24 protein-coding genes are annotated in these 25,910 nt (G+C 66.1%); 15 read left to right on the forward strand and 9 right to left on the reverse strand.

The genetic code is table 11. From position 1 onward, the window contains the following. Positions 1-5 precede the first annotated feature (5 nt). Positions 6-1,541, reverse strand: coding sequence for a cysteine--tRNA ligase (gene cysS / locus H5V43_RS15350; protein WP_025552173.1), 1,536 nt, complete (start codon positions 1,539-1,541; stop codon positions 6-8). 315 nt (positions 1,542-1,856) lie between these two features. On the opposite strand from cysS, the gene H5V43_RS15355 reads away from it, so the two are divergent. The 3 genes from H5V43_RS15355 (at position 1,857) to H5V43_RS15365 (ending at position 4,410) form a co-directional block, all read left to right on the forward strand. Beyond that, positions 1,857-2,549 (forward strand): Bax inhibitor-1/YccA family protein, encoded by a 693-nt coding sequence (locus H5V43_RS15355; RefSeq protein WP_037484356.1) that lies wholly within the window; start codon positions 1,857-1,859, stop codon positions 2,547-2,549. Between the two features lie 5 nt (positions 2,550-2,554). Further along, positions 2,555-2,827, forward strand: coding sequence for a TFIIB-type zinc ribbon-containing protein (locus H5V43_RS15360; protein WP_025552169.1), 273 nt, complete (start codon positions 2,555-2,557; stop codon positions 2,825-2,827). A 122-nt stretch (positions 2,828-2,949) separates the two neighbouring features. After that, a complete protein-coding gene (locus tag H5V43_RS15365) occupies positions 2,950-4,410 on the forward strand; it encodes a mannose-1-phosphate guanylyltransferase/mannose-6-phosphate isomerase (protein WP_037484354.1) in 1,461 nt (486 codons plus the stop codon). A gap of 171 nt (positions 4,411-4,581) precedes the next feature. Here H5V43_RS15365 and polA read toward each other — a convergent pair whose 3' ends face one another. After that, positions 4,582-7,368, reverse strand: coding sequence for a DNA polymerase I (polA, locus tag H5V43_RS15370; protein ID WP_193666713.1), 2,787 nt, complete (start codon positions 7,366-7,368; stop codon positions 4,582-4,584). 388 nt (positions 7,369-7,756) lie between these two features. Here polA and H5V43_RS23930 point away from each other — a divergent pair, with 388 nt between their 5' ends. Beyond that, a complete protein-coding gene (locus H5V43_RS23930; protein WP_037484397.1) occupies positions 7,757-8,281 on the forward strand; it encodes a DUF4844 domain-containing protein in 525 nt (174 codons plus the stop codon). A gap of 680 nt (positions 8,282-8,961) precedes the next feature. On the opposite strand, the gene arsC is transcribed toward H5V43_RS23930, so the two are convergent. The 4 genes from arsC to aroQ all read right to left on the reverse strand — a co-directional run bounded on the left by arsC (position 8,962) and on the right by aroQ (position 11,684). Beyond that, positions 8,962-9,306: an arsenate reductase (glutaredoxin) gene (arsC, locus tag H5V43_RS15380; protein WP_025549843.1), complete on the reverse strand. Its 345-nt coding sequence runs from the start codon at positions 9,304-9,306 to the stop codon at positions 8,962-8,964. A gap of 6 nt (positions 9,307-9,312) precedes the next feature. Next, positions 9,313-10,659: an acetyl-CoA carboxylase biotin carboxylase subunit gene (accC, locus tag H5V43_RS15385; RefSeq protein ID WP_025549844.1), complete on the reverse strand. Its 1,347-nt coding sequence runs from the start codon at positions 10,657-10,659 to the stop codon at positions 9,313-9,315. A gap of 14 nt (positions 10,660-10,673) precedes the next feature. Further along, on the reverse strand, positions 10,674-11,159 hold the full coding sequence (gene accB / locus H5V43_RS15390) for an acetyl-CoA carboxylase biotin carboxyl carrier protein (protein WP_025549845.1): 486 nt from the start codon (positions 11,157-11,159) through the stop codon (positions 10,674-10,676). Between the two features lie 84 nt (positions 11,160-11,243). Then, positions 11,244-11,684, reverse strand: a complete 441-nt coding sequence (gene aroQ, locus H5V43_RS15395) for a type II 3-dehydroquinate dehydratase (protein WP_025549846.1) — start codon at positions 11,682-11,684, stop codon at positions 11,244-11,246. Positions 11,685-11,794: 110 nt separating this feature from the next. On the opposite strand from aroQ, the gene thiS reads away from it, so the two are divergent. From thiS to H5V43_RS15440, 9 genes are all read left to right on the forward strand, one after another. After that, positions 11,795-12,820, forward strand: coding sequence for a sulfur carrier protein ThiS (gene thiS / locus H5V43_RS15400; protein ID WP_099185234.1), 1,026 nt, complete (start codon positions 11,795-11,797; stop codon positions 12,818-12,820). A gap of 227 nt (positions 12,821-13,047) precedes the next feature. Then, positions 13,048-13,758, forward strand: coding sequence for a CoA transferase subunit A (locus tag H5V43_RS15405; protein ID WP_025549848.1), 711 nt, complete (start codon positions 13,048-13,050; stop codon positions 13,756-13,758). 64 nt (positions 13,759-13,822) lie between these two features. After that, positions 13,823-14,656 (forward strand): 5'-nucleotidase, lipoprotein e(P4) family, encoded by an 834-nt coding sequence (locus tag H5V43_RS15410; protein WP_037483047.1) that lies wholly within the window; start codon positions 13,823-13,825, stop codon positions 14,654-14,656. Position 14,657: 1 nt separating this feature from the next. After that, positions 14,658-15,293 carry a CoA transferase subunit B gene (locus tag H5V43_RS15415; protein WP_048576270.1) on the forward strand — a complete coding sequence of 212 codons (636 nt, stop codon included), beginning with the start codon at positions 14,658-14,660 and terminating at the stop codon, positions 15,291-15,293. A gap of 108 nt (positions 15,294-15,401) precedes the next feature. After that, positions 15,402-15,842 (forward strand): HIT family protein, encoded by a 441-nt coding sequence (locus tag H5V43_RS15420; protein ID WP_099185232.1) that lies wholly within the window; start codon positions 15,402-15,404, stop codon positions 15,840-15,842. 30 nt (positions 15,843-15,872) lie between these two features. Further along, positions 15,873-17,171: a glycosyltransferase family 4 protein gene (locus H5V43_RS15425; RefSeq protein WP_044661389.1), complete on the forward strand. Its 1,299-nt coding sequence runs from the start codon at positions 15,873-15,875 to the stop codon at positions 17,169-17,171. Between the two features lie 111 nt (positions 17,172-17,282). Next, positions 17,283-18,920 carry a capsular polysaccharide export protein, LipB/KpsS family gene (locus H5V43_RS15430; protein WP_025549851.1) on the forward strand — a complete coding sequence of 546 codons (1,638 nt, stop codon included), beginning with the start codon at positions 17,283-17,285 and terminating at the stop codon, positions 18,918-18,920. After that, positions 18,913-20,187, forward strand: coding sequence for a capsule biosynthesis protein (locus tag H5V43_RS15435; protein ID WP_025549852.1), 1,275 nt, complete (start codon positions 18,913-18,915; stop codon positions 20,185-20,187). The genes H5V43_RS15430 and H5V43_RS15435 overlap by 8 nt, the downstream gene beginning before the upstream one ends. 6 nt (positions 20,188-20,193) lie before the next feature. Further along, positions 20,194-21,021, forward strand: a complete 828-nt coding sequence (locus tag H5V43_RS15440; RefSeq protein ID WP_025549853.1) for a phosphotransferase — start codon at positions 20,194-20,196, stop codon at positions 21,019-21,021. Here the strand turns inward: H5V43_RS15440 and H5V43_RS15445 are convergent. Both H5V43_RS15445 and modB read right to left on the reverse strand, forming a co-directional pair. Continuing rightward, the gene (locus tag H5V43_RS15445) at positions 21,003-21,611 is read right to left on the reverse strand and encodes an ATP-binding cassette domain-containing protein (RefSeq protein WP_025549854.1); all 609 of its coding nucleotides are present in this window, start codon (positions 21,609-21,611) and stop codon (positions 21,003-21,005) included. The genes H5V43_RS15440 and H5V43_RS15445 overlap by 19 nt on opposite strands. Beyond that, positions 21,601-22,299: a molybdate ABC transporter permease subunit gene (modB, locus tag H5V43_RS15450; RefSeq protein ID WP_025549855.1), complete on the reverse strand. Its 699-nt coding sequence runs from the start codon at positions 22,297-22,299 to the stop codon at positions 21,601-21,603. The genes H5V43_RS15445 and modB overlap by 11 nt, the downstream gene beginning before the upstream one ends. 122 nt (positions 22,300-22,421) lie before the next feature. Between modB and H5V43_RS15455 the strand changes: the two genes are divergently transcribed. Beyond that, the gene (locus H5V43_RS15455; protein ID WP_025549856.1) at positions 22,422-23,168 is read left to right on the forward strand and encodes an HAD-IIB family hydrolase; all 747 of its coding nucleotides are present in this window, start codon (positions 22,422-22,424) and stop codon (positions 23,166-23,168) included. Positions 23,169-23,201: 33 nt separating this feature from the next. Here the strand turns inward: H5V43_RS15455 and modA are convergent, their stop codons facing one another. Next, positions 23,202-23,975 (reverse strand): molybdate ABC transporter substrate-binding protein, encoded by a 774-nt coding sequence (modA, locus tag H5V43_RS15460; protein WP_025549857.1) that lies wholly within the window; start codon positions 23,973-23,975, stop codon positions 23,202-23,204. A gap of 106 nt (positions 23,976-24,081) precedes the next feature. Between modA and H5V43_RS15465 the strand changes: the two genes are divergently transcribed. Next, positions 24,082-25,761: a molybdopterin oxidoreductase family protein gene (locus H5V43_RS15465; protein WP_099185231.1), complete on the forward strand. Its 1,680-nt coding sequence runs from the start codon at positions 24,082-24,084 to the stop codon at positions 25,759-25,761. Positions 25,762-25,910: the final 149 nt, after the last annotated feature.

Raw genomic sequence — 25,910 nt, forward strand, 5'->3', positions numbered from 1 at the left:
GAACCTTATGCCGTGTTGAGGGTGAGGCGCCAGTCCCAGCGAAGCGGATCGCCGTCCATCACCTCGACCCCCCGGTCGATCAAGGCGTCGCGTATCTCGTCCGACAGGGCGAAGTCCTTTTCGGTGCGCGCCTGCTGGCGACGGTCCAGTTCGGCTTCGATCTCTTCGGGCGCGATCGCCGCGTCCCCGGGCCGGATGCGCAGGTCTGCGCGGCCGATGGTCAGCAGGTTGAGGCCCAGCGCCTGGTCGAAGGCTGCGAGCAGGCAGAGCTTCTCGTCCACCGGCACCTTCTTGATGGCGATGGTCTCCTCCAGAAGCGGCAGCGCGCGGGGCGTCATCAGGTCGTCGCTGATCGCCGCGTCGAACTGTTCGAGCAAGGGCGCGAGCTTGGGGTGGAGATTGGCGCGCAGCCAGTCCAGCCGCAGCGACTGCCATGTCACGCCCTCGGCCCGCGCCTTCAGGTTTTCGACACCCATGACGAGGCGTTTCAGGCGGGTGAGCGCTGCGCCGACGCTGTCCGCGCTGAACTCCAACTCGCTGCGATAATGCGCGCCCAGGCACAGCAGGCGATAGGCGAGCGGATGCACGCCCGCGTCGATCAGCGAGAAGAGAGTGGTGAAGCCGCCCTTGGACTTGCTCATCTTTCCCTGCCGGTCGACGAGGAAATTATTGTGCATCCACCATTTCGCGCCGGTGAAGCCTGCGGTCGCCGCGTCCGCTTCGCCGCAGCAGCCATGGAATGCCTGATTCTGCGCGATCTCGTTGGGATGGTGGATTTCCCGATGGTCGATGCCGCCGGTGTGGATGTCGAACGGATGGCCAAGCCGCGCCTCGCTCATCACCGAACATTCGAGATGCCAGCCCGGCGCACCCTTGCCCCAGGGCGAGTCCCACTCCATCTGGCGCTGTTCGCCGGGCGGGGATTTGCGCCAGATCGCAAAGTCGCTGGGGTTGCGCTTGCCGGCGACGGGATCGATGCGGGCATGGGCGGCATCGTCGCGCCCCCCGGCCAGCGCGCCATAATCAGGCACGGTGCTGCTGTCGAAATAGAGACCCGTTTCCAGTTCGTAGCAATGGGCCGGCGCGATCTTCTCCGCAAAGGCGATCATCTGCGGGACATAGTCGGTGGCGACCGTCCATTCGCTGGGCGGGATGATGTTGAGGTCGGCGATGTTCTGCTTGAAGGCCTGGGTATAATGCGCCGCTATGTCCCAGATGCTCTTGGCTTGGGCGCGGGCGGCGGCTTCCATCTTGTCGTCGCCGGCATCCGCGTCCGACGTCAGATGGCCGACATCGGTGATGTTGATGATATGGGTGACGGTGAGCCCCTTCCAGAGCAAGGTGCGGCGCAGCGTGTCGGTAAAGACATAGGCGCGCAGGTTGCCGAGATGGGCGTAATTATAGACCGTCGGGCCGCAGCTATAGACGCGGGCGTGGTGCGGCTCGATCGGGGCGAAGGCCTCCACCGTGCGCGTCAGGCTGTTGAACAGGCGCAGAGGCGCATCGGCATGCTGCTGGGCGGGTGTGAACTGGTCGCTCATGGGCGCAGCCATGCGGCGATCGGGCCGAAGCGTCAACCGGCCTTGGCATTTGTAATAAATTGTTGCTGGCGGACCGACGCTCTGCGCCATCCCTTGCAATGGCGCGTTGCCCCACCGATATTGCTTGTGCGGGCCGGGCCCCTCTGGCGGTTGGATGTGACATCCAGCCGCGATGTCGGACCGCATCGAGTGTGCTCGGTGCAGGTTCGTGTGCGTTTGCCCCCCTCTGACGTAGCACGAAGACCGCGCCGGGCCACTCGATCCGTCAAGACTGTTTTTGGATGGAGTGATAACGCCGTGAACAATCCCGTTCGTATGCCGGGCTATGGTGCGAGCCAGACGGCGCAGACCGACGCCGGGCTGCGCGCGCACATGCTGGGCGTTTTCCGCAACATGGGCATCGGCCTGGTCATCACCGGGCTGGTCGCCGCCCTCATCGGCAATACGCCGGCGCTCGCCGCCGCGATCTTCGGCACGCCGCTCAAATGGGTGGCGATCTTCGCGCCGCTGGCCTTTGTGTTCTTCTTCAGCTTCCGCATCGAAAAGATGACGACGGCCGGCGCGCGCATGGCCTTCTACGCCTTTTCGGCGGTGATGGGCGTGTCGCTGGCCAGCATCTTCCTGGTCTTCACCGGCGGATCGATCGCGCAGGCCTTCTTCTCCGCCGCCGTGATGTTCCTGGCGATGGCGCTGTGGGGCTATACCACCGGGCGCGACCTGTCGAAATTCGGGTCGTTCCTGATCATGGGCCTGATCGGCATATTGGTAGCGAGCCTCATCAATATCTTCATCGGCTCGTCGGCTATGGCGATGGTCATCTCGATCATCGGCGTGGTGGTCTTCACTGGCCTGACCGCCTGGGACGTGCAGCGCATCAAGTCGGAATATTTCGCCTATGCCGGCCATGAAGTCACGCAGAAGATGCAGGTGATGGGCGCGCTGTCGCTCTACCTGAACTTCGTCAACCTGTTCCAGATGCTGCTCAGCCTGACCGGCGAGCGGGAGTAACCCGAATGCGGGATCAGGCCGCGGTGTCGGCCATGCTCTGCCCGGTCTGTCATGTGGGCCTCTCCATGACGGACCGTCAGGGCGTGGAGATCGACTATTGCCCGCAATGTCGGGGCGTCTGGCTCGACCGGGGTGAACTGGACAAGATCATCGAACGGTCGGCGGGCGGGGTTCCGGCTCCACAGCCCAGCTACCGGCCGGACCGCGACCATCGCGACGACGGGCGATATTATCAGAAGAAGCGGAAGAAGAGCTTTCTCGAAGAGCTGTTCGACTGACGATAAGCGGCCCCGGCGTGGGCCGCTTTTTTTCGGCTTCTTCATAGGTGCTTTCACGGAATGGCGATAAGAGGGGCGGATATGGTCCCATCGGGATGGATCGCCTTGTTCGAGTGAGTTGCATGCCGGGTATCGAAGGAAAAGAATTTCAGCAGGTTACGCCAGTCATATTGGCCGGTGGATCGGGGACGCGGTTGTGGCCGCTGTCGCGCAAATCCTATCCCAAGCAGTTCGTGCCGCTGCTGGGTGAGGAGACGCTGTTCCGCTCCGTGGTGCGGCGGCTGTCGGGTGCGGGCGAGGGTTTCGCCTTTGGCCGCCCCGTCGTCCTGACCAACGCGGCGTTCCGTTTCATCGTAGCTGAACAACTGGCGCAGGAGGGCACCGATCCGCGGGCCATCATGATCGAGCCTTCGGTGCGCAACACGGCGCCCGCCATATTGGCGGCGGCCCTGCATTTGATGGCGGACGATCCAGGGGCGGTGATGCTGGTCGCGCCATCGGACCATGTGGTGCCCGATGCAGAGGCCTTCCGTGCGGCGGTGAGCCAAGGCTTGGCGGCGGCGCATGTCGGCGATCTGGTGACCTTCGGCATTCAGCCGACACGGCCGGAAACCGGCTATGGCTATTTGCAGGTCGTCGCCCGGCCGGATGGATCGGGCGAACCGATCAAGCTGGCGCGCTTCGTCGAAAAGCCCGATGCGGTTCGTGCGGCAGAGATGCTGGCGAGCGGCGATCATCTCTGGAATGCGGGGATTTTCCTGTTTGCGGCGAAGGATCTGGTCGCCGCCTTCGAGGCGCATGCGCCCGACGTGCTGGCGGCGGTGCGGCCGGCGGTCGAGGCGGCGGAAGGCGATCTGGGCTTTTTGCGGCTGGCGGCGGAAGCATGGGACAGCGCGCCGGACATTTCCATCGATTATGCCGTCATGGAGCGGGCCGACAATCTGTCGGTCGTGCCCTATGGCTCTGGCTGGTCCGACCTGGGCGGCTGGGATGCGGTGTGGAGCCATGCCGGTCCGGATACGGCTGGCGTGACGGTGAGCGGCGGGGCGACGGCGATCGATTGCAGCGATACGCTGCTGCGGTCCGACAGTGAAGGCATGGAACTGGTCGGCATCGGGCTCAGCAACATCATTGCGGTGGCGATGAACGACGCGGTGCTGATCGCGGACAAGGCGCGCTCGCAGGATGTGAAGCTGGCCGTCGAGGCGCTCAAGAAGAAGGGCGCCGCGCAGGCGGAAAGTTTCCCCAAGGATCACCGGCCATGGGGTTGGGTGGAGGGCCTGCTGGCGGGCGAGCGCTTCCAGGTGAAGCGGATCGTCGTGCAGCCGGGGCAGTCATTGAGCCTGCAGAGCCATTTCCATCGGTCGGAACATTGGATCGTCGTCGAAGGGACGGCCAAGGTCACGGTGAATGAAGAGGTGACGCTGCTGACGGAAAACCAGTCGCTTTATGTCCCGGCGGGGGCGAAGCATCGGGTCGAGAATCCGGGGAAGATTCCCGTCGTGTTCATCGAGGTGCAGACGGGAACCTATCTGGGGGAAGACGACATCGTTCGGTATGAGGACCGGTACGCGCGGGGGTGAATTCCCGGCGCGCCGCGCCTTCAAGGATTAGAGCCAATCGACATTCAGAAGATGACGAGCCGAAAATGGTGGTTTTCCGTGACCCGGAGCGCAGCGTACTCAAGGTAGGTGAGCACCGGAAGCACGGAAAAGCGCCATTTGCAGGCCGTCAGGGCTGAATGTCGATTGGCTCTAGTGCGCCGCGCCCCAGCTTGGGCCGTAGCCGATTTCGACGCCCAGCGGCACGCTCAGCTTCACGATCGGTTCGGCGGCGCCTTCCATGACGCGGCGGATGACGGTGCTGGCCTGTTCCACATCGCCTTCCGGCAGTTCGAAGACAAGTTCATCGTGCACTTGCAGCAGCATCTTGACCTGATGCAGCCCTTCCGCCGCGAGCGCGGGGCCCATGCGGGCCATGGCGCGCTTTATGATGTCGGCGCTGGTGCCCTGGATCGGGGCGTTGATCGCGGCCCGTTCGGCGCCTTGTCGTTCATGCTGGATCGACGCCTTGATGCGGGGGAACCATGTCTTCCGGCCGAAAAGGGTTTCCGTATAGCCCCTTGAGCGCGCCTTTTCGATCGTGTCGGTGATGTAGAGGCTGATGCCGGGGAAGCGTTCATAATAGCGGCTGATCATGTCCTGCGCTTCGTCGGCGCTGATCTCCAGCCGTCCGGCGAGGCCCCAGCGGCTGATGCCGTAGAGGATGGCGAAGTTGATCGTCTTGGCCCGGCCGCGCGTGTCGCGGTTGACCTCCCCGAAGAGTTGCTGGGCAGTGGCGGCGTGGATGTCCTCGCCGTTCGCGAACGCCTCCTTCAGCGCGGGCACGTCCGCCATATGCGCGGCGAGGCGCAGTTCGATCTGGCTATAGTCCGCCGCCAGGATGACATTGCCCGGTTCCGCGACGAAGGCGTGGCGGATTTGCCGGCCGACTTCGGTGCGGATCGGGATGTTCTGGAGATTGGGGTCGGTCGAGGACAGGCGGCCGGTCTGCGCGCCGGACAGGCTGTAGCTGGTATGGACGCGGCTGGTGTCCCTGTTGATCTGGGCCTGAAGCGCGTCGGTATAGGTCGACTTGAGCTTGGAAAGCTGCCGCCAGTCGAGCACCTTGCCCGCGATTTCCGCGCCCTGGGTCTTGAGCTGCTCCAGGATGGTGACGTCGGTCGAATAGGCGCCGGACTTGCCCTTCTTTCCGCCCTTGTAGCCCATTTTGTCGAACAGGATCGCGCCAAGCTGTTGCGTGGAGCCGATGGCGAAGGGTTGGCCGGCGAGGCCGTGGATTTCGCCTTCCAGCTTGGCGATCTCGGCGGTGAACTCGGCGGAGAGGCGGGAGAGCGCCTCGCGGTCGACCTTGATGCCTTCATGCTCCATCTTCGCGATCACCGCGACGAGCGGGCGGTCGACCAGCTCGTAGACGCGGGTCGCGCCTTCATTCGCGACGCGGCTCTTGAACAGCTTCCACAGGCGCAGCGTGACGTCGGCATCCTCGGCGGCATATTCGGTCGCCTTGTCGAGCGGGACTTCCGCGAAGCTGATCTGGCTCTTGCCAGTGCCGCAGACATCCTTGAAGCTGATGCAGGTGTGATTGAGGTGGACCTTCGCCGCCTCGTCCATGCCGTGGCCCGCGAGGCTCTGGCCCGCGTCGAGGTCGAAGCTCATGACGATGGTGTCGTCATAGGGGGCGATCTCTATGCCATGGCGGCGCAGGACCGTGATGTCATATTTGAGGTTCTGGCCGATCTTGAGGACGCTGTCATCCTCCAGCAGCGGCTTGAGTTTCGCGAGGACGAGGGCGAGGGGAAGCTGGTCGGGTTTCTCCGCGAACATGTCCTTGCCGCCATGGCCGACCGGGATATAGCAGGCGGCGTTGGGGCCGACGGCGAGGCTGACGCCGACCAGCGCGCAGGACACGCAGTCGAGCATGTCCGTCTCCGTATCGACGGCGACCAGCCCCTCGGCATGGGCGGCGGCGATCCAGCGGTCGAGCGCGTCCTCCGTCACCACCGTTTCGTAGAGGCTGCGGTCGATCGGCGGTTCCTCCTCCAGCACCGGGGCGGCGGGAGCGGCGAGTTCGGTGACGGCGGCGGCGGCGGTCGCGACCGCCACGGCCGCGGCGGGCGCGCCGGCGCGGGCGAGCAGCGACTTGAAGCCGTGATGTTCGAGGAAGGCCTGCAGCGGCTCCAGCGGAATGCCCTTCAGCGTCAGGTCGTCGAGCGGCTCGGGCAGGTCCATGGCGTCATGCAGCGCGACGAGCCGGCGCGACAGGCGGGCCATGTCGGCATGTTCGATGAGATTTTCCTGCATCTTCGATTTCTTCATCGAAGGGGCGGCTTCAAGCGCGGCTTCCAGGCTGCCATATTCGGTGATGAGCTTGGCGGCGGTCTTGGGGCCGATGCCGGGGATGCCGGGGACATTGTCGACGCTGTCGCCCATCAGGGCGAGCACGTCGCCAAGCTGTTCCGGCTGGACGCCGAATTTCGCCATGACATAGTCGGCGCCGCGCCGCTCGTTCTTCATCGTGTCGTACATGTCGACGCCGGGCTGGATCAGTTGCATCAGGTCCTTGTCGGAACTGACGATGGTGACGTGCCAGCCCGCCGCCACGGCGGCCCTGGTGTAACTGGCGATGATGTCGTCCGCCTCGAACCCCGCTTCCTCGATGCAGGGGAGGGAGAAAGCGCGGGTGGCGTCGCGGATCATCGGGAATTGCGGGACCAGATCCTCCGGCGGCGGCGGTCGGTTCGCCTTATAGGCGTCGTACATGTCGTTGCGGAAGGTGTGGCTGCCCTTATCCAGCACCACGGCGAGGTGGGTGGGGCCCTCCGCCTTGCCCAGTTCGTCGGCCAGCTTCCAGAGCATGGTGGTATAGCCATAGACTGCGCCGACGGGCTGGCCATGCCTGTTGGTGAGCGGCGGAAGCTGGTGATAGGCGCGGAAGATATAGCCGCTGCCGTCGACGAGATAGAGATGATTCTGGGCCATGGGGGGAGGGGATAGCGGGTTATGCGGGGTGGCTCCAGTGGGGTTGTCGGTGTAGGAGGCGGGTTCCCGGATCGGGGCGGGGGTGATGTGTTGGAAAGGGCGGAAATCCGCCATTTTCGGGTCGAAGTTCACAGTGTATGCGCGCGCGTGCCTGGGCGCGCGTGGGCGTGAGGGGGGATGGGTCGGACGTTTCAAAGAGGGTGGTGGGATAAGCGGGTCGGCGCGGAATAGGACAGGCCTGATCAGCCCCTGTTGGAGGAATAGGATGTTTTTGGAGCTTTCTGTGGTTTTCGGGTAACGCCTGATCGAAGGCTGCCGCTCAGGCGTCGGAGGTGGGGTCTGGAAACGACCACTTGCGGACTTTCTGCCGTGGTGTGAAAACGCTTAGATGCGGACATTCCTCATCCTAATAGTGATTGCTTTGTTCGCGCTCATTGCTGCGGGTTGGTGGAGGTATTCCAGTTTATTTCCCAAGCCCTCCCAGGAGACTGTGCAACTAAACTTGGAAAAGCGGCACGCGCTGATCGCCCTAAGGGATGAAAGAAAGTTCGAGCCACACAATTATCCTCCGCTAGGCTACACGGGCGTCGCCACACCGGAAGAAGGCGTAATCGCTCGGGCGGCTGTGAACGACGTTATTGGATCGATTCTATCGCAAGAGAACGGACCTATCCCAGCGGCACGGGTGTCGGACCTGATCGGGCGGAGTATGAAGCGCGTAGACGAACTCGAAACGGAAGATCGAGATCGGACAGCGGACTATATGATCGAGATTTGGTATCTGCTTGGATTCAAGGGGGCTACCGGTCGGTTTGCATATGGAGCCGCCTTTCAGAGACCTAAAGGTTATGCTGAACCCTTGCCTCCCGGGTGGAAATCGGCAACGACGCCACGTCCGATGGGTACACAGTAGCACCAAACAAGGGCGTGCCTACGGGCGGTTTCTGGGCGAACTTCCTCAGAACCGGACAGTCTCGCCTATCCACCCAGATCATCGTTCTCAGCCTGCGAATTGCGATCCGTGTCGCCGATAAGGCGATGGTCCGGTTTGGGATTGGAAAGCCGCCCAGCGGCAAGCGACCATATTTTGTCATTTCTATCCCGCGTTAGATGGCCAGAAAGCCGACACTCCTGCCGTGAATTGCAGGGTGAGTAACTATGGCCGAATGAAAGCGATTATGCTCACGGTGTGGATCATGATTTTGGCGGTGTTTTCCACGGCCATTACCGTGCCGTTAGGCGTGGGACATATTTCGGGGATGGCCTGTGGCCTTGGAATGATTGCGTCGTGGCTATGCGCGTTGGGTTGGCTTTTCAGCTTGGTTGCTCGCAAAATCGTGAGCCGGAGGAGCCGAACCTGAAAATTCGACCAATTCAGGACCTTTCCCTCCCGTAAACGGGAGGGGTTAGGGGTGGACGCGAGCGTAGCGAGCTTCTGACTTAGCCGTTGAAAATTCACGCTGATGTCGCGCCAGCCCACCCCCTAACCCCCTCCCGCCTGCGGGAGGGGGAATGTCCTGATTCCACCCTTTTTCGTATTCCATTTCGGCCTTGGCCCTGGGTCGAGCGCAGAATGACGCATAACGACGCAGGCTAGAGGACTTCGCTCACCCGTTCTGGCGGCCGGGCGATCACCGCGCCCTTGTCCGTGATCACGATGGCGCGTTCGATCAGGATCGGGTGCGCGGCCATCGCGTCGAGGACGGCCTTGTCGTCCGACACGTCCAGGCCGATTTCCTTCGCTACGCCCTCGCCCTTGCGGACGGCTTCCGATGGGCGCACGCCCGCCCTCTTCAGGACCGCCTCGATTTCGGTGCGGCTGGGCGGGGTCTTGAGATATTCGACGACCTCCACGTCGACCCCCGGTGCATTTTCCAGGATCGCGAGCGCTGCGCGCGATTTGGAGCAGCGGGGGTTGTGCCAGATGGTCGCCCTCATGCCTTCTTATCCCTCACGTTCCAGCCACTCTTCCAGCCACTTGATCGTGTAGTCGCCGTTGAGGAAGTCCGGGTCGGTCAGCAGCTTCTGGTGGAGCGGGATCGTGGTCTTCATCCCCTCGATCACATATTCCTCCAGCGCGCGGCGCAGGCGCATGATCGCGCCTTCGCGGGTGCGGCCATAGACGATCAGCTTGCCGATCATGCTGTCATAATAGGGCGGCACCTTATAGCCCTGATACAGGCCGCTATCGACGCGGACATGCATGCCGCCCGGCACATGATAGCTGGTGACGGTGCCCGGCGAGGGCGCGAAGGTGCGCGGGTCTTCGGCGTTGATGCGGCATTCGATGGCGTGGCCGGTGAAGACCAGGTCCTTCTGCTCGACCGAGAGCGGCTTGCCCTCCGCCACGCGGATCTGTTCGCGCACCAGATCGACGCCCGTGATCATCTCCGTCACCGGATGCTCCACCTGCAGGCGGGTGTTCATCTCGATGAAGTAGAATTCGCCGTCTTCCCAGAGGAATTCGATGGTGCCCGCGCCGCGATAGGCCATGTCGGCCATCGCCTTGCGCACGACCTCGCCCATCCGGTCGCGCTCGGCGGTGGAGAGGACGGGGGAGGGCGCCTCCTCCAGCACCTTCTGGTGGCGGCGCTGGAGCGAGCAGTCGCGCTCGCCCAGGTGAATGGCGTTGCCGTTGCCGTCGCCGAAGACCTGGAATTCGATATGCCGGGGATTGCCCAGATATTTTTCCATATAGACGGTGTCGTCGCCGAAGGCGGCCTTGGCTTCCGAGCCGGCCTGCTTCATCAGCGTTTCGAGCTGGTCTTCGGAAGGCACCACCTTCATGCCGCGTCCGCCGCCGCCAGAGGCCGCCTTGATGAGGACGGGGTAGCCGATCTTCGCGGCGATTTCCTTCGCTTCCGCGATGTCGGAGATCGCGCCGTCGGAGCCGGGAACCAGCGGCAGGCCGAGCGCGCCGGCGGTGCGCTTTGCCTCCACCTTGTCGCCCATGATGCGGATATGTTCGGGCTTGGGACCGACGAAGGCGATGTTGTGCGCCTCCACGATCTCCGCGAACTGGGCGTTTTCCGACAGGAAGCCATAGCCCGGATGGATCGCGTCCGCGCCGGAGATTTCGGCGGCGGAGATGATCGCGGCGATGTTGAGATAGCTGTCCTTCGCCGCGGGCGGGCCGATGCAGATCGCTTCGTCGGCGAGGCGCACATGCATGGCGTCGGCGTCGGCGGTCGAATGCACCGCCACCGTCTTGATGCCCATTTCATGGCAGGCGCGATGGATGCGGAGCGCGATTTCGCCCCGGTTCGCGATCAGCAGCTTTTCGATGGCCATGTGTGAAGCGGCCCTTATTCGATGACGATCAGCGGCTGGTCATATTCGACCGGCTGGCCGTTATCGACCAGCACGGCCTTGACCGTGCCGGCATGGGGCGCGGTGATGGCGTTCATGACCTTCATGGCTTCGACGATCAGCACGGTGTCGCCCGCCTTCACGGTCGAACCGACGGCGGCATAGGGCGCAGCGCCCGGTTCGGCGGCGAGATAGGCGGTGCCGACGATGGGCGAGCGGATGGCGTTGGCGGCCACGGCCGGGGTGGCGGCTTCGGCCGGAGCGGGAGCGGCGGCCGGCGCGGCCGTGGCGACCGGAGCGGCGGCGACGGGCGGGGGCGCATAGGTGACGGCGCCGCCGCCCACCTTGCGCGCGACGCGGATCTTGCGGTCGCCGTCCTCCACCTCGATTTCCGTCAGGTTGGTGTCGTCGAGCAGCGCGGCGAGATCGCGCACCAATTGTACGTCCACCTGCATTGCGCCCTTTTCAGCCTTGTCGTTCATTTTCAGTCCCTGGACGGTGAATTTCGTGTTCCGATGCCCGCGCCTATGCGTATTTGCGCCGGAGCGCAACTTATGTGCGTCGAGTTACAGTTCGAGCGCCGCCTCCAGCGCGAGCATGTAGGACAGGGCGCCGAAGCCCGCGATGGTCCCCTTCGCCGCCATGCCGACATAGCTTTTGTGGCGGAATTCCTCGCGCCGGTGGGGGTTGGAGAGGTGCACCTCTATCACCGGGACCGTGATGGCCTTGATCGCGTCGTGCAGCGCGACGGAGCTGTGGGTAAGGCCGGCGGCGTTGAGGATGACGGCGTGCGCGCCCTCCGCATGCGCCTCCTGCAGCCAGTCGATCAGATGGCCTTCATGGTTGGACTGGCGGAAATCGATCTCGACATGGGCGCGGTTGGCGGCGTCCTCCATCCGCTCGGCAATGTCGTCCAGCGTGTCATAGCCGTAGATTTCAGGCTCCCGCGTGCCGAGCATGTTGATGTTGGGACCGTTCAGGACATAGATTTTGCGCGTTTCGGCCATGGCGGTCCCCTTATGGTTGCGGGTGGGGCGTCGACGCCCCTATATGCGCGCTGATCTTTAGCCCTTCGTGTCGCGCCAAGTCGAGACACCTTGTTTGACAGGACAGAGCATTGAGCGTCGACGGAACCGTGTCCATCCATATCAATGGCGAGCATCGCCGCGTGCGTGCGGGCATGACGCTGGCGGAGCTGGCGAGCGAACTGGGTTTCGTGCCGGAGAAGGTGGCGGTGGAGCGCAATCTGGAGGTGGTGCCGCGATCGACGCTGGCGCAGGTGTGCGTCGAGGATGGCGACGAACTGGAGATCGTGCATTTCGTTGGCGGCGGCGACCATCCGGTGGCGGGCGGCGGCGATGTCCCGGCGGTGGATGAGGATGGCTGGACCGTGGCGGGCCGGACCTTCCGTTCGCGGCTGATCGTCGGCACGGGCAAGTACAGGGATTTCGAGCAGAATGCGGCGGCCGTCGCGGCTTCGGGGGCGGAGATCGTCACCGTGGCGGTGCGGCGGGTCAATGTGTCGGACCCCAAGGCGCCGATGCTGACGGATTTCATCGATCCCCGGAAGATCACCTATCTGCCCAATACGGCAGGCTGCTACACGGGGGAGGAGGCGATCCGCACCTTGCGCCTGGCGCGCGAGGCGGGCGGTTGGGATCTGGTGAAGCTGGAAGTGCTGGGCGAGGCGCGGACGCTCTATCCCGACATGGTGGAAACGCTGCGGGCGACGGAGATACTGGCCAGGGAAGGCTTCAAGCCGATGGTCTATTGCGTGGACGATCCCATTGCGGCGAAGCGGCTGGAGGATGCGGGCGCGGTGGCGATCATGCCGCTGGGCGCGCCGATCGGGTCGGGGCTGGGCATCCAGAATCGCGTGACGATAAGGCTGATCGTGGAAGGGACCCGGCTGCCGGTGCTGGTCGATGCGGGCGTGGGGACGGCTTCCGAAGCGGCCGAGGCGATGGAACTGGGCTGCACGGGCGTGCTGATGAACACGGCCATTGCCGAGGCGAAGGACCCGGTGCTGATGGCCGCCGCGATGAAGGCCGGGGTCGAGGCGGGCCGGATGGCCTATAGGGCCGGGCGGATGGCGAAGCGCATGTATGCCGATCCTTCAAGTCCATTGGCTGGGCTGATCTGAGGCGCTGGCAAGAGGGTGCGCCATGCTCCCGCGGAGGCAGGAGCCCGGTTGGGATGGTGCCTGAACGGGGCGGGACGGGGCGGTCATGAGCCGCCTGCCTCATTGGAGCGCCTGCGCGGGTGTTGTCGTGGTATCGGCGGGGTTGCGACTTTCGCCGTTGCAGCAAATTGACCCTTTGCCGGGTTGCTTCTATCTCCTTGGGCGGATTCCCGGCAGGAGGACAGGCGATGGTGAACAAGCTCTACCCCGATGCGGCGAGTGCGTTGGAGGGTTTGCTGTTCGACGGCATGCATCTGTGCGCTGGCGGGTTCGGTCTGTGCGGGATACCCGAGCGGCTGATCGATGCGATCCGGGATTCGGGCGTCAGGGAACTGACCATCGCCTCCAACAATGCGGGGATCGATGGCGAAGGGCTGGGCAAGCTGCTGCGCACGCGTCAGGTCAGGAAGATGATCTCCAGCTATGTGGGCGAGAACAAGGAGTTCGAGCGGCAATATCTGGCCGGGGAGCTGGAGGTGGAGTTCTGCCCGCAGGGCACGCTGGCCGAACGCTGCCGGGCGGGCGGCGCGGGCATTCCGGGCTTCTACACCAGGACGGGCGTGGGCACGGCGGTGGCCGAGGGCAAGGAAGTGAAGAGCTTCGACGGGCAGGATTATATATTGGAGCGCGGCATCTTCGCCGATGTGGCGGTCATCAAGGGCTGGAAGGCCGATGAGAGCGGCAACCTCATCTTCCGCAAGACGGCGCGCAACTTCAACCAGCCCATGGCGACGGCGGCGAAGATCTGCGTCGCGGAAGTGGAGGAGGTGGTGCCCACCGGCAGCCTCGACCCCGATGCGATCCATCTGCCCGGCATCTACGTCAAGCGCATGATCGTCGGAGCGCCTTACGACAAGAAAATCGAATTCCGCACCGTCCGCCAGAGGGAGGCGGTTTGACGTGACATGCCCTTCCCCGACCCCTCCCGCGAGTGGGAGGGGGGCTGTCGGCCTAGCGGTTTCGATGATGTTGGCGGGCTGTTCGGCCGATCGGCCGGCGGCGGTTCCGGTCGCGCCCGAAACGCCCCCGGCCGGGATGCAGTATCTTTATGGGTCGGGGGAGGCTTCGGCGCTTTCGCTCCAGGCCTATCAGGCTTTGCTGGCGCATGTCGCGGCGAAGGTGAAGGCGCGCCCGGCAGACAGCGTGATCCTGGCCGAAGGCGCAGGCCTTGACGATCCGCGCTTCGTGCCCTGCGGCGCAAAGCCCCTTGCCGCCGTCTTCGATGTCGATGAGACGGTGATGCTCAACATCGGCTATGAATATCATGCAGCGCGGACGGGCAGGGGATTCGACACGGCCGCCTGGGATGCGTGGGAAAGGACGGGCGAAGCTGCGGTCGCGCCGGTTCCGGGCGCGGACCGGATGGTGCGCGCGCTGCGGCAGATGGGCGTGACGGTGGTGTTCAACACCAATCGCGCCGCCGGGAATGTCGAGCCGACCGTCCGCGCCATAAAGGCGGCCGGTCTGGGCGATGCCGTGCATGGGCAGACGCTGTTCCTGAGCGGCGACGACGCCATGGGATCGCGCAAGGACGGGCGGCGGGCGACGATCGCGGCGCGATATTGCGTCATCGCCATGGGCGGCGACCAGTTGGGCGACTTTTCGGACCTGTTCAATGGCGGACCGCCGGTGACGGCGCGGCGTGCCGCGACCATGCAGCCGGCGATCGCGCAGATGTGGGGCAATGGCTGGTTCGTCCTGCCCAATCCGGTTTATGGAAGCGGCCTCAAGGGCGGCTTCGACGAGGTTTTTCCGCTGGACAAGAGGTGGGCCGCGCCTGCCGATGGGGAGAAATAACATGCCCTGGACTCGTGACGAAATGGCCGCGCGGGCGGCGAAGGAATTGCAGGACGGTTTCTACGTGAACCTGGGCATCGGCATCCCGACGCTGGTGGCGAACCATATTCCCGATGGCGTGGAAGTGACGCTGCAGTCGGAGAACGGCATGCTGGGCATCGGCCCCTTCCCCTATGAGGGGGAGGAGGATGCCGACCTGATCAATGCGGGCAAGCAGACGATCAGCGAATTGCCGCAGAGCTGTTATTTTTCCAGCGCCGACAGTTTCGCGATGATCCGGGGCGGGCATATCGACCTGACCGTGCTGGGCGCGATGGAGGTTTCGGAACATGGCGACATCGCCAACTGGATGATCCCGGGCAAGATGATCAAGGGCATGGGCGGCGCGATGGACCTGGTCGCGGGCGTCAAGAAGATCATCGTCGTCATGGAGCACACGTCCAAGGACGGCAGTCCCAAGTTCATCCCGGCCTGCACCCTGCCGCTGACCGGCAGGAATGTGGTCGACATGATCGTCACCGACCTCTGCGTGTTCCAGCGGCCCGACCATGACAGCCCGTTCCGCCTCATCGAATGCGCGCCGGGCGTGACGGCCGAGGAAGTCGCCGCCAAGACCAGTGCGCATTATCAGTCCTAGAGCTTCGATCCGATCGAATCGGATCGCCGCTCCGAAGTTTTTTGTTTACCGCGATTTCCTAACCGGCGATCCAGTCGGATCATTTGTAAATCGCTCTGAGGAAGCACGATGAGCCTCGACGGCACCTATGACGATGGCAATGTCTTTGCCCTGATCCTGGCTGGGAAGATTCCTTCGACCAGGCTTTATGAGGACGAGCATACATATGCCTTCCTCGACATCCAGCCGCAGTCCAAGGGGCACAGCCTGGTCATTTCCAAATGGTCGAAGGCGCGGAACATATTGGACATCGAGGACGAGGCGCTGGCGCAGGTGATGGCGACGGTGAAGAAGGTCGCCAACGCCACCCGCAGGGCGCTGGACCCCGACGGCATCCATGTCGCGCAGTTCAACGGCGCGCCTGCCGGGCAGACCGTGTTCCACCTGCATTTCCACATCGTGCCGCGCTGGGAAGGCCAGCCGCGCGGCTTCGTCGCCCATGCGCAGGGCGACTTTGCCGATCCGGCGGAACTGCAGAAGCTGGCCGAAGAGATTCGCGCCCAGTTCTGATGCGCCAGACCTTCGTGAAAGCGCCCTGAGGTGGCGCTCAAGCCCTTCAAGGCCCCCGGCGCGCGGCTGGCGCTTCGCGCCAAGCGGGAAAGCCGGCGCTTCGCCGGCGGCAGCCGGCCGGCGGAGATCGTCCTGGACATTTCCCGGCTGCTGTCCCGCAGTTTCCATGCCGCGCCGACCGGGATCGACCGGGTCGAGTTCACCTATGCCCGCGAATTGCTGGAGCGGATGCCGGACCGGCTGGCCTTCGCCGCCGTTCATCCGGCGGGCGGCTATTATGGGCGGCTGAAGGATGCGGCGGTGCGCCAGTTCCTGGCCTTCACCGCGGCGCGCTGGCGCAACACGGAGCAGGTGGACGAGCGCGAGAGCAAGGCGGCGGTGATCCGTCACCTGATCGCGCTGCGCCCGCGCCCGGTGCCGGTGGCGCATGGGCCGCGCATCTATCTGCAGGTGTCGCCCCATCATCTGGACGACGCCGATCAGGTCGGCGCGATCCTGCGGGCGGAGGGCGCGCGCTTCGTGACGCTGGTGCATGACGTCATTCCGCTGACCCATCCCGAATTCGCCCGGCCGCAGGGCGCGGAGGAGCATCTGAAGCGGGTGCGCACGATCGACCGCTATGCCGACGGGATCATCGGCAACAGCCAGGCGACGATCGATGCGCTGGCGCCGCGCCTGACGCGCGGCCTGGAGGGGCGGGTGATCCGCGTCGCCCATTTCGGCGCGGACGCGCCGGACATGGTTGTGGAGGGCAGCCATGAAGTGCCGGATCGGCCCTATTTCGTCTATATTTCGACCATCGAGCCGCGGAAGAACCATCTTCTGCTGCTCAACATCTGGCGGCGGCTGGTGGAGAGATGGGGCGACAAGGCGCCGGTGCTGGTGCTGATCGGGCGGCGCGGCTGGGAAAATGAAAATGTCGTCGACATGCTGGAGCGGGCGGAAATCCTGCGCGGCCATGTGATCGAGGCGGGCAGCGTGCCGGACAATGAGATGAACGCGCTGGTCGCCGGGGCGCGGGCGATGCTGATGCCCTCCTTCGAGGAAGGCTATGGCATGCCGGTGATCGAAACCCTGTCGGCGGGCGTGCCGGTGATCTGCAGCGACATCGTCGCGCATCGGGAGGTGGGCGGCGAGGCGCCGGATTATCTCGACCCGCTGGACGGCCTCGGCTGGCTGAGGGCCATAGAGGCGTACAGCAAGGCCGATGCGCCCGAACGGGCGGCGCAGATCGCGCGGATCGCGGCGTGGCGGGCGCCGACATGGGGGGATTATTTCGACATCGTCGCCGGCATGCTGGACGAAATGACGGTTCGCGCTTCCGCTTGACGTCCCTGTGCCGGGCGATCACAGAAGCTGTTGTATGGATTGCGTTTTCGAATGGCTGAAGCGTCGCTCCATTCGCGCTGATCTATCTGTGGCTGGGGGCGGCTTTTCAACGTGAACGCGACTCCGTTTCTGCGCTCGCCCCCCTTTCCGGGCATTGACCCCGCGACGGCGGCGATCAGTCGCATGCGGCGCGATGGCGAAGCGGCTGCGCCTGTTTCCGACGCCTTGCTGGACGCCGTCGCCCAGGCGCGGGTCGGCGGCACATTCTGGGGCCATCGGCCCGTCGGCATCAGGCGGGTCGTGCGGGTCGGCGTGGCCATCCCGCAGGCCATGATGGACGGCCTTGCGCGGCAGGAAATCGGCATGGTGGGGAAGGCGGGGCGGGGCGCGGACTCCGGCCCCGGTCATGTCCTGCCGGAACCGACCGACCTCTGGGCACTGATCGCGGGCGCGGCCTCCGTTCATGCCGGGGCGGACGACGAACTGGCGATCATCGCCGGGCTGCTGCATGTGCCGGTCTTCGGCGCGGACGGCGCGGCCATCGAGCCGGCGGTCCTGAGTGACAGCGCCCGTGCCGCGCTGGCGGCGGCGACCTATCGCGACTGTTTCAGCGGCGAGGACGCCGATGCCGTGCAGGCCGTGGCGCAACTGGCCGACTGGCGGCGGCATCTGGACGGCAATCATGGCATCGCGGCGGCGAGCGGCATGGCCTTGTGGAAGCGGGAGGCGATCCGGCGGTTCCTGTGGGACGGCGTCGCGTCGCCGCCCTTCCTGCCGGAGCGCAGGGGCCTGCGGCGGGCCGCCCGGCGGGGAGGCGCGCTTGCGGTCTGGCCGTCGCGCGTGACGCCCGGCGCCATGGAGGATGCGCGCCGGCAGGGCGTGACCATCGCCCGGGTGGAGGACGGCTTCCTGCGGTCGAAGGGGCTGGGCGCTGCGCTGCATCCGCCCGGATCGGTGGTGATCGACCGGACGGGCATCTATTATGACGCGCGCTCCGCCAGCGACATGGAGCTGCTGCTGGCGACCTGCGTCTTCACGCCCGCGCTGGAACGGCGGGCGGCGCGGCTGCTGACGCAGATCCGGGCTTCCGGCGTCACCAAATATGGCAAGGGCGGGGGGCGGATGATCGGCCTGCCCCAGGGTCGCCGCACGGTGCTGGCGGTCGGGCAGGTCGAGGACGATCTGTCGGTCGAATATGGCGGCGCCGGGGTGGCGGGCAATCTCGACCTGCTGAAGCGGGTGCGCGCGGCCGAGCCCGACGCCCATATCGTCTATCGCCCGCATCCCGATGTGCAGGCGGGTCTGCGCAAGGGGCATCTGAGCGATGCGGCGGTGCTGGAGCAGGCCGACGCCATCGATACCGGGTCGCCGCTGATGGAGCTGGTGCAGGCGGTGGACGAGGTTCATGTCCTCTCCTCCCTCACCGGGTTCGAGGCGCTGATGCGCGGGCGGCCGGTGACGGTCCATGGCATGCCCTTCTATGCCGGCTGGGGGCTGACCCGCGATCTGGCGGCCCTCAACGGACGGCGCGGGCGTCAACTCACCCTGGACCAGCTTGTGGCCGGGGCCTTGATTCTCTATCCACGCTATCTGGACCCGGTGACGCGCTTGCCATGCGGACCTGAAATCATGGTCGAGCGTTTGGCAAGCGGGGCGCCGGCCCCGGTGTCATGGTTGATCCGGCTGCGGACTTTACAGGGGAAGTTGCAGAGATTTATGACTTTGTCCGCCGAGTATTTCCATGGTTGATGCCAAGGCCAGAACCTTCCTGTTCCTCCAGGGGCCGCATGGGCCCTTTTTCGCCATGCTGGCGGAGGCGCTGAGGGCGCGGGGGCACCGGGCGCTGCGCATCAACATCAATGGCGGCGACAAGGTCGACTGGCCGGGGGAGGGGGCGACCGATTATCGCGGGACGTTCCGCAACTGGCCGATTTTCTTCGACGACCATATCGTCCATCATGGCGTGACGGACCTGATCCTCTATGGCGATTGCCGTCCCTATCATGCCTCCGCCCACAAGATGGCGCGGCTGCGCAACCTGCGCGTCCATGTGGTGGAGGAGGGGTATATCCGGCCCGATTTCCTGACGCTTCAGGAAGATGGCGTGAACGGCAATTCGACCCTGCCGCTCGACCCCGAATGGTATCTGGAGCAGGCGAGGGCGCTGCCGCCCGAGGAGAATGGGCGGCAGCCGCAAATCCCCTCCACCTTCCGGCAGCGCGCCTTCAACACCGGGCGCAACGGCATGGCGTCGGCGCTGATGCGGCCCGCCTTTCCCTTCTATCGCACGCACCGGCCCAACAGCTTCCTGTGGGAGACGGCGGGCTGGTTCAAGAAGCTGAACCTGCGCAAGGCGGAGCGCCGCAGGTCGCGCGAGCAATGGGGGGCTGTGTGCGACCGGCCCTATTTCACTTTGCCGCTCCAGCTCGATTCCGACTATCAGATCCGCGTCCATTCGCCCTTCGGCACGATGCGCGCGGCCTTGCGCTTCGTGATCAAGAGCTTCGCCGCCCATGCGCCCGCCAACACCGCCCTGGTGGTGAAGCGCCATCCGCTCGATCCGGGACTGGTCGCCTGGGGACGGCTGACGCGGCGGCTGGCGGCGCAATATGGCGTCGGGGACCGGGTCTTCTACCTGGCGGACTGGGACATTGCCGAAGTGGTCGACAGGTCGCTGGGCGTGGTGACGGTCAACAGCACGGTGGGCACGCTGGCGCTTAACGCCGGCAAGCCGGTGGTCGTGCTGGGCCATGCGGTCTACAAGGTGCCGGGCGTGGTGCACAGGCGTTCGCTCGACGAATTCTGGTCCGCGCCGGGGGCGCCCGACATGGCGCTCTATTCCGCTTTCCGCCGGGTGCTGATCGACCGTTGCCTGATCAGAGGCGGCCTGCTGAGCGAGGAAGGGCTGCGGATGCTGGTGGACAATGCCGTGGAGCGGCTGACCCGTCCCGCCCCTTCGCGGGCCGAGCCGCGGCTGGTGCATGACCGCCAGCCTGCCCGGGCGGCCTTGCGATAGGGGCGCGTGCCGCAGCAGGACGATCCGCCCGGCCCGTTGGTGCCGTTGGCCGCTGGCGCGAGTTCGCGCGTCTGCCGCGTGGGCGAGGGGCGCGTGGCCAAGATATTCCACGCCGCCGTGTCGGAGGAGATGATCGCCCGCGAGGTTGATGCGGCGACGCTGGCGGCGGAGGCGGGCCTGCCGGTCGCCCGGCCCCTGCGACGGCTGGACATGGCGCAGGGGCGGGCGATCCTCTATCCCGAAGTGACCGGGCCGACGCTGATGCGGCGCATGCGGCTGCGGCCTTTGCAATCGGGGTCGTGCCTGCGCGACATGGCGGCGCTGCACCGGCGGATTCACGGGGAGGCGGCGCCGGGCCTGCGCTCCCTGCGGCAGGTGTTGCGCACGGACATCCTTTACGGCCCGGCGGATCGCGGCTTGCAGGAGGGGGCGGTGGCGCTGCTGGACGGACTGCCGGACGGCGACCGGCTGCTGCACGGCGATTTCCACATCGGCAATATCCTGCTGTCGCCTTCGGGCATGGTGGCGATCGACTGGTCGAAGGCGGCGCGTGGCGACTTCGTGCCCGACCTGTTGCGGACGGAGATGCTGCTGCGCTTCGGCGAGGGGCCGCAGGATCGGTTGACCAACATGGCGCGGGACTGGGCGGCGCGCCATTATGTCGCCAGCTACAGGCGGCTCGCCCCGGCGCTGGAGCATGGCGCGGAATGGCGGGCCGTCGTTGCGCTAGCCTGGTTGCGGGCGCGGGCGCCGGTCAGGCAGGCGGCTTTCCTGGCCTATTTGAACCGGGCCCTGGCTGGGGCGGGCCTGCCCCCCTACAGCGCGATGACCTGATCGGCCAGCCGTTCGACCTCCGCCCGGTCGTGGCTGACATAGAGCATCGGCATGGCGAGATCGCGCTTCATCCGTTCTATCACGGTCAGGATTTCCTCGCGCCGGGCGGGGTCGAGCGAGGACAGCGGCTCGTCCAGCAGCAGGAATCGGGGGCCGGACAGCAGCGCCCGTCCGATCGCGACGCGCTGCGCTTCGCCGCCGGACAGGGTGGCGGGCCAGCGGTCGAGCAGATGGCCGATGCCCAGAAAGTCCATGACCGCGTCGAACGGCAGCGGCGCGTCGCCATGGCGGCCGTAGAGCAGATTGGCGCGCACGCGCATCTGCGGGAACAGGCGCCCGTCCTGGAAGACATAGCCGGCGCGCCGCCGGGCGGCGGGAATGTCGATGCCCGCGCCGCTGTCGAACAGCGTCTCGCCGGCCACGGCGATCCGGCCGCTGTCGGGCGTCAATATGCCGGCGACCATGTTGAGGATGCTGGTCTTGCCCGCGCCGGAGGGGCCGAAAAGGGCGACGAGGCCGGCGCCTGCCTGCGCCCGCAGGTGGATGAGGCGGTCGCCGATGCGATGGTCGACGGCGATGTCAAAGGACATGGTTGGTCCTTCCGCCGCTCGCCCGGCGGGCCAATGCCTCCGATGCGACCAGCGCGGCCAGCGACAGCAGGATCGAGATGATGGCGAGCCGGGTGACCGCCGATTCGGCGCCCGGCATCTGGAGCGCGGAATAGATGGCGATGGGCAGGGTGCGGGTTTCGCCCGGAACGTCGGAAACGAAGGTGATGGTCGCGCCGAACTCGCCGATGGAGCGGGCGAAGCCGAGCACCAGTCCCGCCACTATGCCCGGCAGCGACAGGGGCAGCGAAATGGTGAGGAAGACGCGCCACCGGCCCGCACCCAGCGTCTGCGCGGCCTGTTCCAGCCGGTGGTCGATGCCCTCGATCGACAGCCGCATCGCGCGCACCATCAGGGGCATCGCCATGATCGCGGAGGCAAGCGCCGCGCCGGTCCAGCGGAACATGAAGCTGACGCCCAGCATCTGTTCGAACAGCCTGCCGAGCGGGCCGTTCGCGCCGAAGAGGAGCAGAAGCAGCCATCCGGTGACGACCGGCGGCACCACCAGCGGCAGGTGGATCAGCGCATCCACGAGCAGCTTGCCGGGGAAGCGCGAGCGGGCGAGCAGCCAGGCGAAGGTGAAGGCGACCGGCAGCATCAGCCCGACCGCCACCAGACTGACCCGGAGCGACAGCGCAACGGTGCCCCATTCATCGGCAGAGAGGATCATGCCGCCCTCTTTCGGTCAGGATAGGGGAAAACACCAGCCCCCCGTCATGTCCCGCTCATCGGCATTGCATCGGTCGAGGCCAGAGGGCAAAGCCGGACAGCCCTTCAGACTGGAGCATGTGCATGAAAGACCTGATTGCCTTCGACCTCGACGGAACGCTGGCGGAGAGCAAGCAGCCGCTGGGCGAGGCGATGGGCGACGCCCTGGCCCGGCTGTTGCAGGTGGCGCATGTCGCGGTGATCTCCGGCGGGGACTGGCCGCAATTCGACAAGCAGGTGGCGAGCCGCCTGCCGGAACGGGCCGACCGCTCGCACCTGTGGCTGATGCCGACGACGGGGACAAAGCTCTACACCCATCGCGACGGGCAGTGGACGCCGGTCTATGCCGAACTGTTCGAGGAGGCGCAGAAGCAGGCGATCCTGGCGGCGTTCGACGCTTCGCTGGAGGCGACGGGCTTCGTGCCGGAAGAGGTGTGGGGCGAGCGAATCGAGGATCGGGGCAGCCAGATCACCTTTTCCGCGCTGGGCCAGCAGGCGCCGATCCATGCCAAGGATGTGTGGGACCCCGACTTCGCCAAGCGCAAGGTGATCCAGGCGGACCTGCGCCAGCGCCTGCCGGGACTGTCGATCAACATGGGCGGGGCGACCTCCATCGACATCACGCGGGAGGGGGTGGACAAGGCCTATGGCCTGAAGAAGCTGCGCGACGCGAGCGGGATCGCGCTGGAGGCGATGATGTTCATCGGCGATGCGATCTTCCCCGGCGGCAACGACTATCCGGCCAAGCAACTGGGGCTGGATACGGTGCGGGTGCGCGATCCGCAGGAGACGCTGGCGGTGATCGACGCGATCGTGGCCTGTCAGAGGTGACTTTCCCCTTCCTGCGGGAGGGGAGGAACAGGGTCACGGGCGGCTGAAGCCGTAGCGGGCGAGGATGTTCTGGCCGGCCCGCGACAGCAGGAAACGACGAAAGCCTTCCGCGTCCGGGTTCCGGCTCGCGCGCAGGCGGGCGAGGGGATAGCGGATCGGCGCATGGCTTCCCGCCGGGAAGGTGCCGACCACGAGGACAGCCTTCGATGCGCGGGCGTCGGTCGCATAGACGATGCCCAGCCGCGCCTCGCCCCGTTCCACCAGGGTCAGGGCGGATCGCACATTGTCGCCCAGCGCCAGCCGGTTGGCGACGCCGGGCCAGACGCCCAGCGCGCCCAGCGCCGCCTTGCCATATTTGCCCGCGGGTACGCTGTCCGGATTGGCCATGGCGAGCCGGGAGTCGCCCAGCGCCCGGGCGATGGGCATGCCGCGTGCGATGCGGAGCTTCAGCGGGGCGCGCGCCGGGGCGATCAGCACCAGCCGGTTGCCCGCCATGTCGGCCCTGCTGCCGCGCTGCACGAAGCCCGCCCTTTCGACATCGTCCATCCAGTCTTCGTCGGCCGACACGAACAGGTCGGCCGGGGCGCCGCCCCTGATCTGCCGGGCGAGGGCGGAGGAGGCGGCGAAGGACAAGACCGGCCGAGCATGGCGCTGCGCCGCCCAGGCATCGGCGGCGGCGCCCATCGCCTCCTGCATGCTGGCGGCGGCGAGCACCAGCGGGCCGCGCTGCTGCGCCATGGCCGGAACCGGCACCATATGGAGGAACAGGGCGATGGACGCGAGCGCGCGGAGAATCGGTTTCGGCATGACCCTTGTCCTGCCAGTTGCGCACCCTTTTGTCTTCGTCCTGCATCGGTTAAGCGGGAGCGTATGACCATGTTTCCGACCCCGCCGGTCCCGGCCTGATCGCACCGTGGCGGTCGTTCGTTCGCTTTGCGGTCAATGCGGCGTGGGATGCGGCATCCGCGCCGTCACCGGCGAGGGGCGCGAGGCGTCGATCGAGGGCGATCCCGTGCATCCTGCCAATGGCGGCCTGCTCTGCACCCGCAGCGAAGCGCTGAAGGACATGTTCGCGCTGGAGGGGCGGCTGTTGCGGCCGGTGGTGGATGGCCGCGCCGTCGGCTGGGACCGCGCCATCGACCAGGCCGCGCGCCGCCTGTCCGCCGTCATCGACCGTCATGGTCCGGGCAGCGTGGCGATGCATGTGCCGGGTGGCCTGCTGACCGAAGACTATTATGTCGCCAACAAGCTGATGAAGGGGTTCATCGGCTCCGCGCATGTCGAGGCGCCCTGCAGCGAGGCGGGCGGCATGGCGGCGGCGCAGCGCGCGGCCTTTGGCGAGGATGTGATGCCCGCCGCCTATGAGGATCTGGCGCAGGCGGACATGCTGCTGCTGGTGGGCATGCCGACGGCCCGCCGCCATCCGGTGCTGCACGAGAGGATGGCCGAGGCGCGGGCGGAGCAGGGCGCGCGCCTGATCCTGATCGCGCATGCGGGCGACGGGCCGGAGGTCGAGGCGGATGAGCGCCTGACCGTCGCGCCGGGCAGCGAGGCGGCGCTGTTGAGCGGGCTGCTGCTGCATTGCCATGACAATGGCTTGCTGGACCGGGAATTTCTGGAACGGAGGCTGTCGGTGCCGGCCGGTTTCTGGGCGGGATTGAGCCGGGGTCATGACCTTTGGTCGGTGGCGCGCGCCTGCGGCCTGGCGCCGGGCGAGGTGCGTGCCTTCTACGAGCAGGTCGCGGCGGCGCCCCGGCTGGTGACGCTGTTCAGCCCGCATGGGCAGGGCGAGGAAGCGCATCGCCTGTCGGCCGCCATCCTCAATTTCCATCTGGCGACCGGACGCATCGGCAAGGCGGGCGCCGCGCCCTTCGCCGTCACGGACGCCGCCAACGGCATGGGCGTGCGGGAAGTCGGCTGCCGGGCCGGGGAACTGGCCGCGCACCGGGATTTTTCGGAGGATGCCCTGGCGCAGGTCGGCCGTTTCTGGGGCGCGACGAGGCTGGCTGACAGGCCGGGGCTGGCCGGCGAGGCGCTGGCCGGGGCGATAGAGGCGGGGCGCATCAAGGCGCTGCTGATGCCCGGCGGCCTGCCTTCGGCGTCCCATCCGATCCGGGGCTTGCTGGAGCAGGTGCCGCTGGTCCTGTTGATGACGCCGTGGAGCGAGCCGGAAATGGACGCGCTGCGCATGGTCGCCTTGCCGTCCCCGCTATGGATCGAGAAGGATGGGACGCTGACCGGCGCCGACCGGCTGATCAGCCGCCAGCGCTGGTTGTTCCCGCTGCCCGGAGAGACCAAGCCCGACTGGTGGATACTCACCCGGATCGCGCAGGCCATGGGTTGGCGCGACGCCTTCCATTATGAGCGCCCCGCGGAAATCTATCGCGAGCATGTGCGGCTGACCGCCTATCGCAACGAGGGCAGGCGGTTGCTCAATCTCAAGCGGCATGCGCCGATTTCCAACCCGGCTTATGATGAGCTGACGCCGTGGCGCTGGGGGGAGGTGCCGTTCGACGAGGGGCTTTTCCCGACGGCGGATGGCAAGGCGCGGTTGATCCCCTTTTGGGATCAGGCCGCCTTTCGGGCCCGTTGACCGGCAAGGTGGCGAACTTCGGATTCCGGATGTGGGTGCGTCCGGAGCGGCAGGATTTGGCCAGTTCGAGCCGTCCCCACCAATCGGTCCGGCGATCCCGGGATTTGTCCCAGGCCTTTTGTTTTACTGCGTTTTCCGGGTCGGCGGAT

Source organism: Sphingobium fuliginis (genome assembly GCF_015074805.1).
Classification (GTDB): Bacteria; Pseudomonadota; Alphaproteobacteria; order Sphingomonadales; family Sphingomonadaceae; genus Sphingobium; species Sphingobium fuliginis.

Coding starts and splice junctions, on each gene's coding strand:
- cysS (WP_025552173.1), bottom strand. CDS start 1,541: ATGAGCGACCAGTTCACACCCGCCCAGCAGCATGCCGATGCGCCTCTG.
- H5V43_RS15355 (WP_037484356.1), top strand. CDS start 1,857: ATGCCGGGCTATGGTGCGAGCCAGACGGCGCAGACCGACGCCGGGCTG.
- H5V43_RS15360 (WP_025552169.1), top strand. CDS start 2,555: ATGCGGGATCAGGCCGCGGTGTCGGCCATGCTCTGCCCGGTCTGTCAT.
- H5V43_RS15365 (WP_037484354.1), top strand. CDS start 2,950: ATGCCGGGTATCGAAGGAAAAGAATTTCAGCAGGTTACGCCAGTCATA.
- polA (WP_193666713.1), bottom strand. CDS start 7,368: ATGGCCCAGAATCATCTCTATCTCGTCGACGGCAGCGGCTATATCTTC.
- H5V43_RS23930 (WP_037484397.1), top strand. CDS start 7,757: ATGCGGACATTCCTCATCCTAATAGTGATTGCTTTGTTCGCGCTCATT.
- arsC (WP_025549843.1), bottom strand. CDS start 9,306: ATGAGGGCGACCATCTGGCACAACCCCCGCTGCTCCAAATCGCGCGCA.
- accC (WP_025549844.1), bottom strand. CDS start 10,659: ATGGCCATCGAAAAGCTGCTGATCGCGAACCGGGGCGAAATCGCGCTC.
- accB (WP_025549845.1), bottom strand. CDS start 11,159: ATGAACGACAAGGCTGAAAAGGGCGCAATGCAGGTGGACGTACAATTG.
- aroQ (WP_025549846.1), bottom strand. CDS start 11,684: ATGGCCGAAACGCGCAAAATCTATGTCCTGAACGGTCCCAACATCAAC.
- H5V43_RS15405 (WP_025549848.1), top strand. CDS start 13,048: ATGGTGAACAAGCTCTACCCCGATGCGGCGAGTGCGTTGGAGGGTTTG.
- H5V43_RS15410 (WP_037483047.1), top strand. CDS start 13,823: ATGATGTTGGCGGGCTGTTCGGCCGATCGGCCGGCGGCGGTTCCGGTC.
- H5V43_RS15415 (WP_048576270.1), top strand. CDS start 14,658: ATGCCCTGGACTCGTGACGAAATGGCCGCGCGGGCGGCGAAGGAATTG.
- H5V43_RS15420 (WP_099185232.1), top strand. CDS start 15,402: ATGAGCCTCGACGGCACCTATGACGATGGCAATGTCTTTGCCCTGATC.
- H5V43_RS15435 (WP_025549852.1), top strand. CDS start 18,913: ATGGTTGATGCCAAGGCCAGAACCTTCCTGTTCCTCCAGGGGCCGCAT.
- H5V43_RS15445 (WP_025549854.1), bottom strand. CDS start 21,611: ATGTCCTTTGACATCGCCGTCGACCATCGCATCGGCGACCGCCTCATC.
- modB (WP_025549855.1), bottom strand. CDS start 22,299: ATGATCCTCTCTGCCGATGAATGGGGCACCGTTGCGCTGTCGCTCCGG.
- H5V43_RS15455 (WP_025549856.1), top strand. CDS start 22,422: ATGAAAGACCTGATTGCCTTCGACCTCGACGGAACGCTGGCGGAGAGC.
- modA (WP_025549857.1), bottom strand. CDS start 23,975: ATGCCGAAACCGATTCTCCGCGCGCTCGCGTCCATCGCCCTGTTCCTC.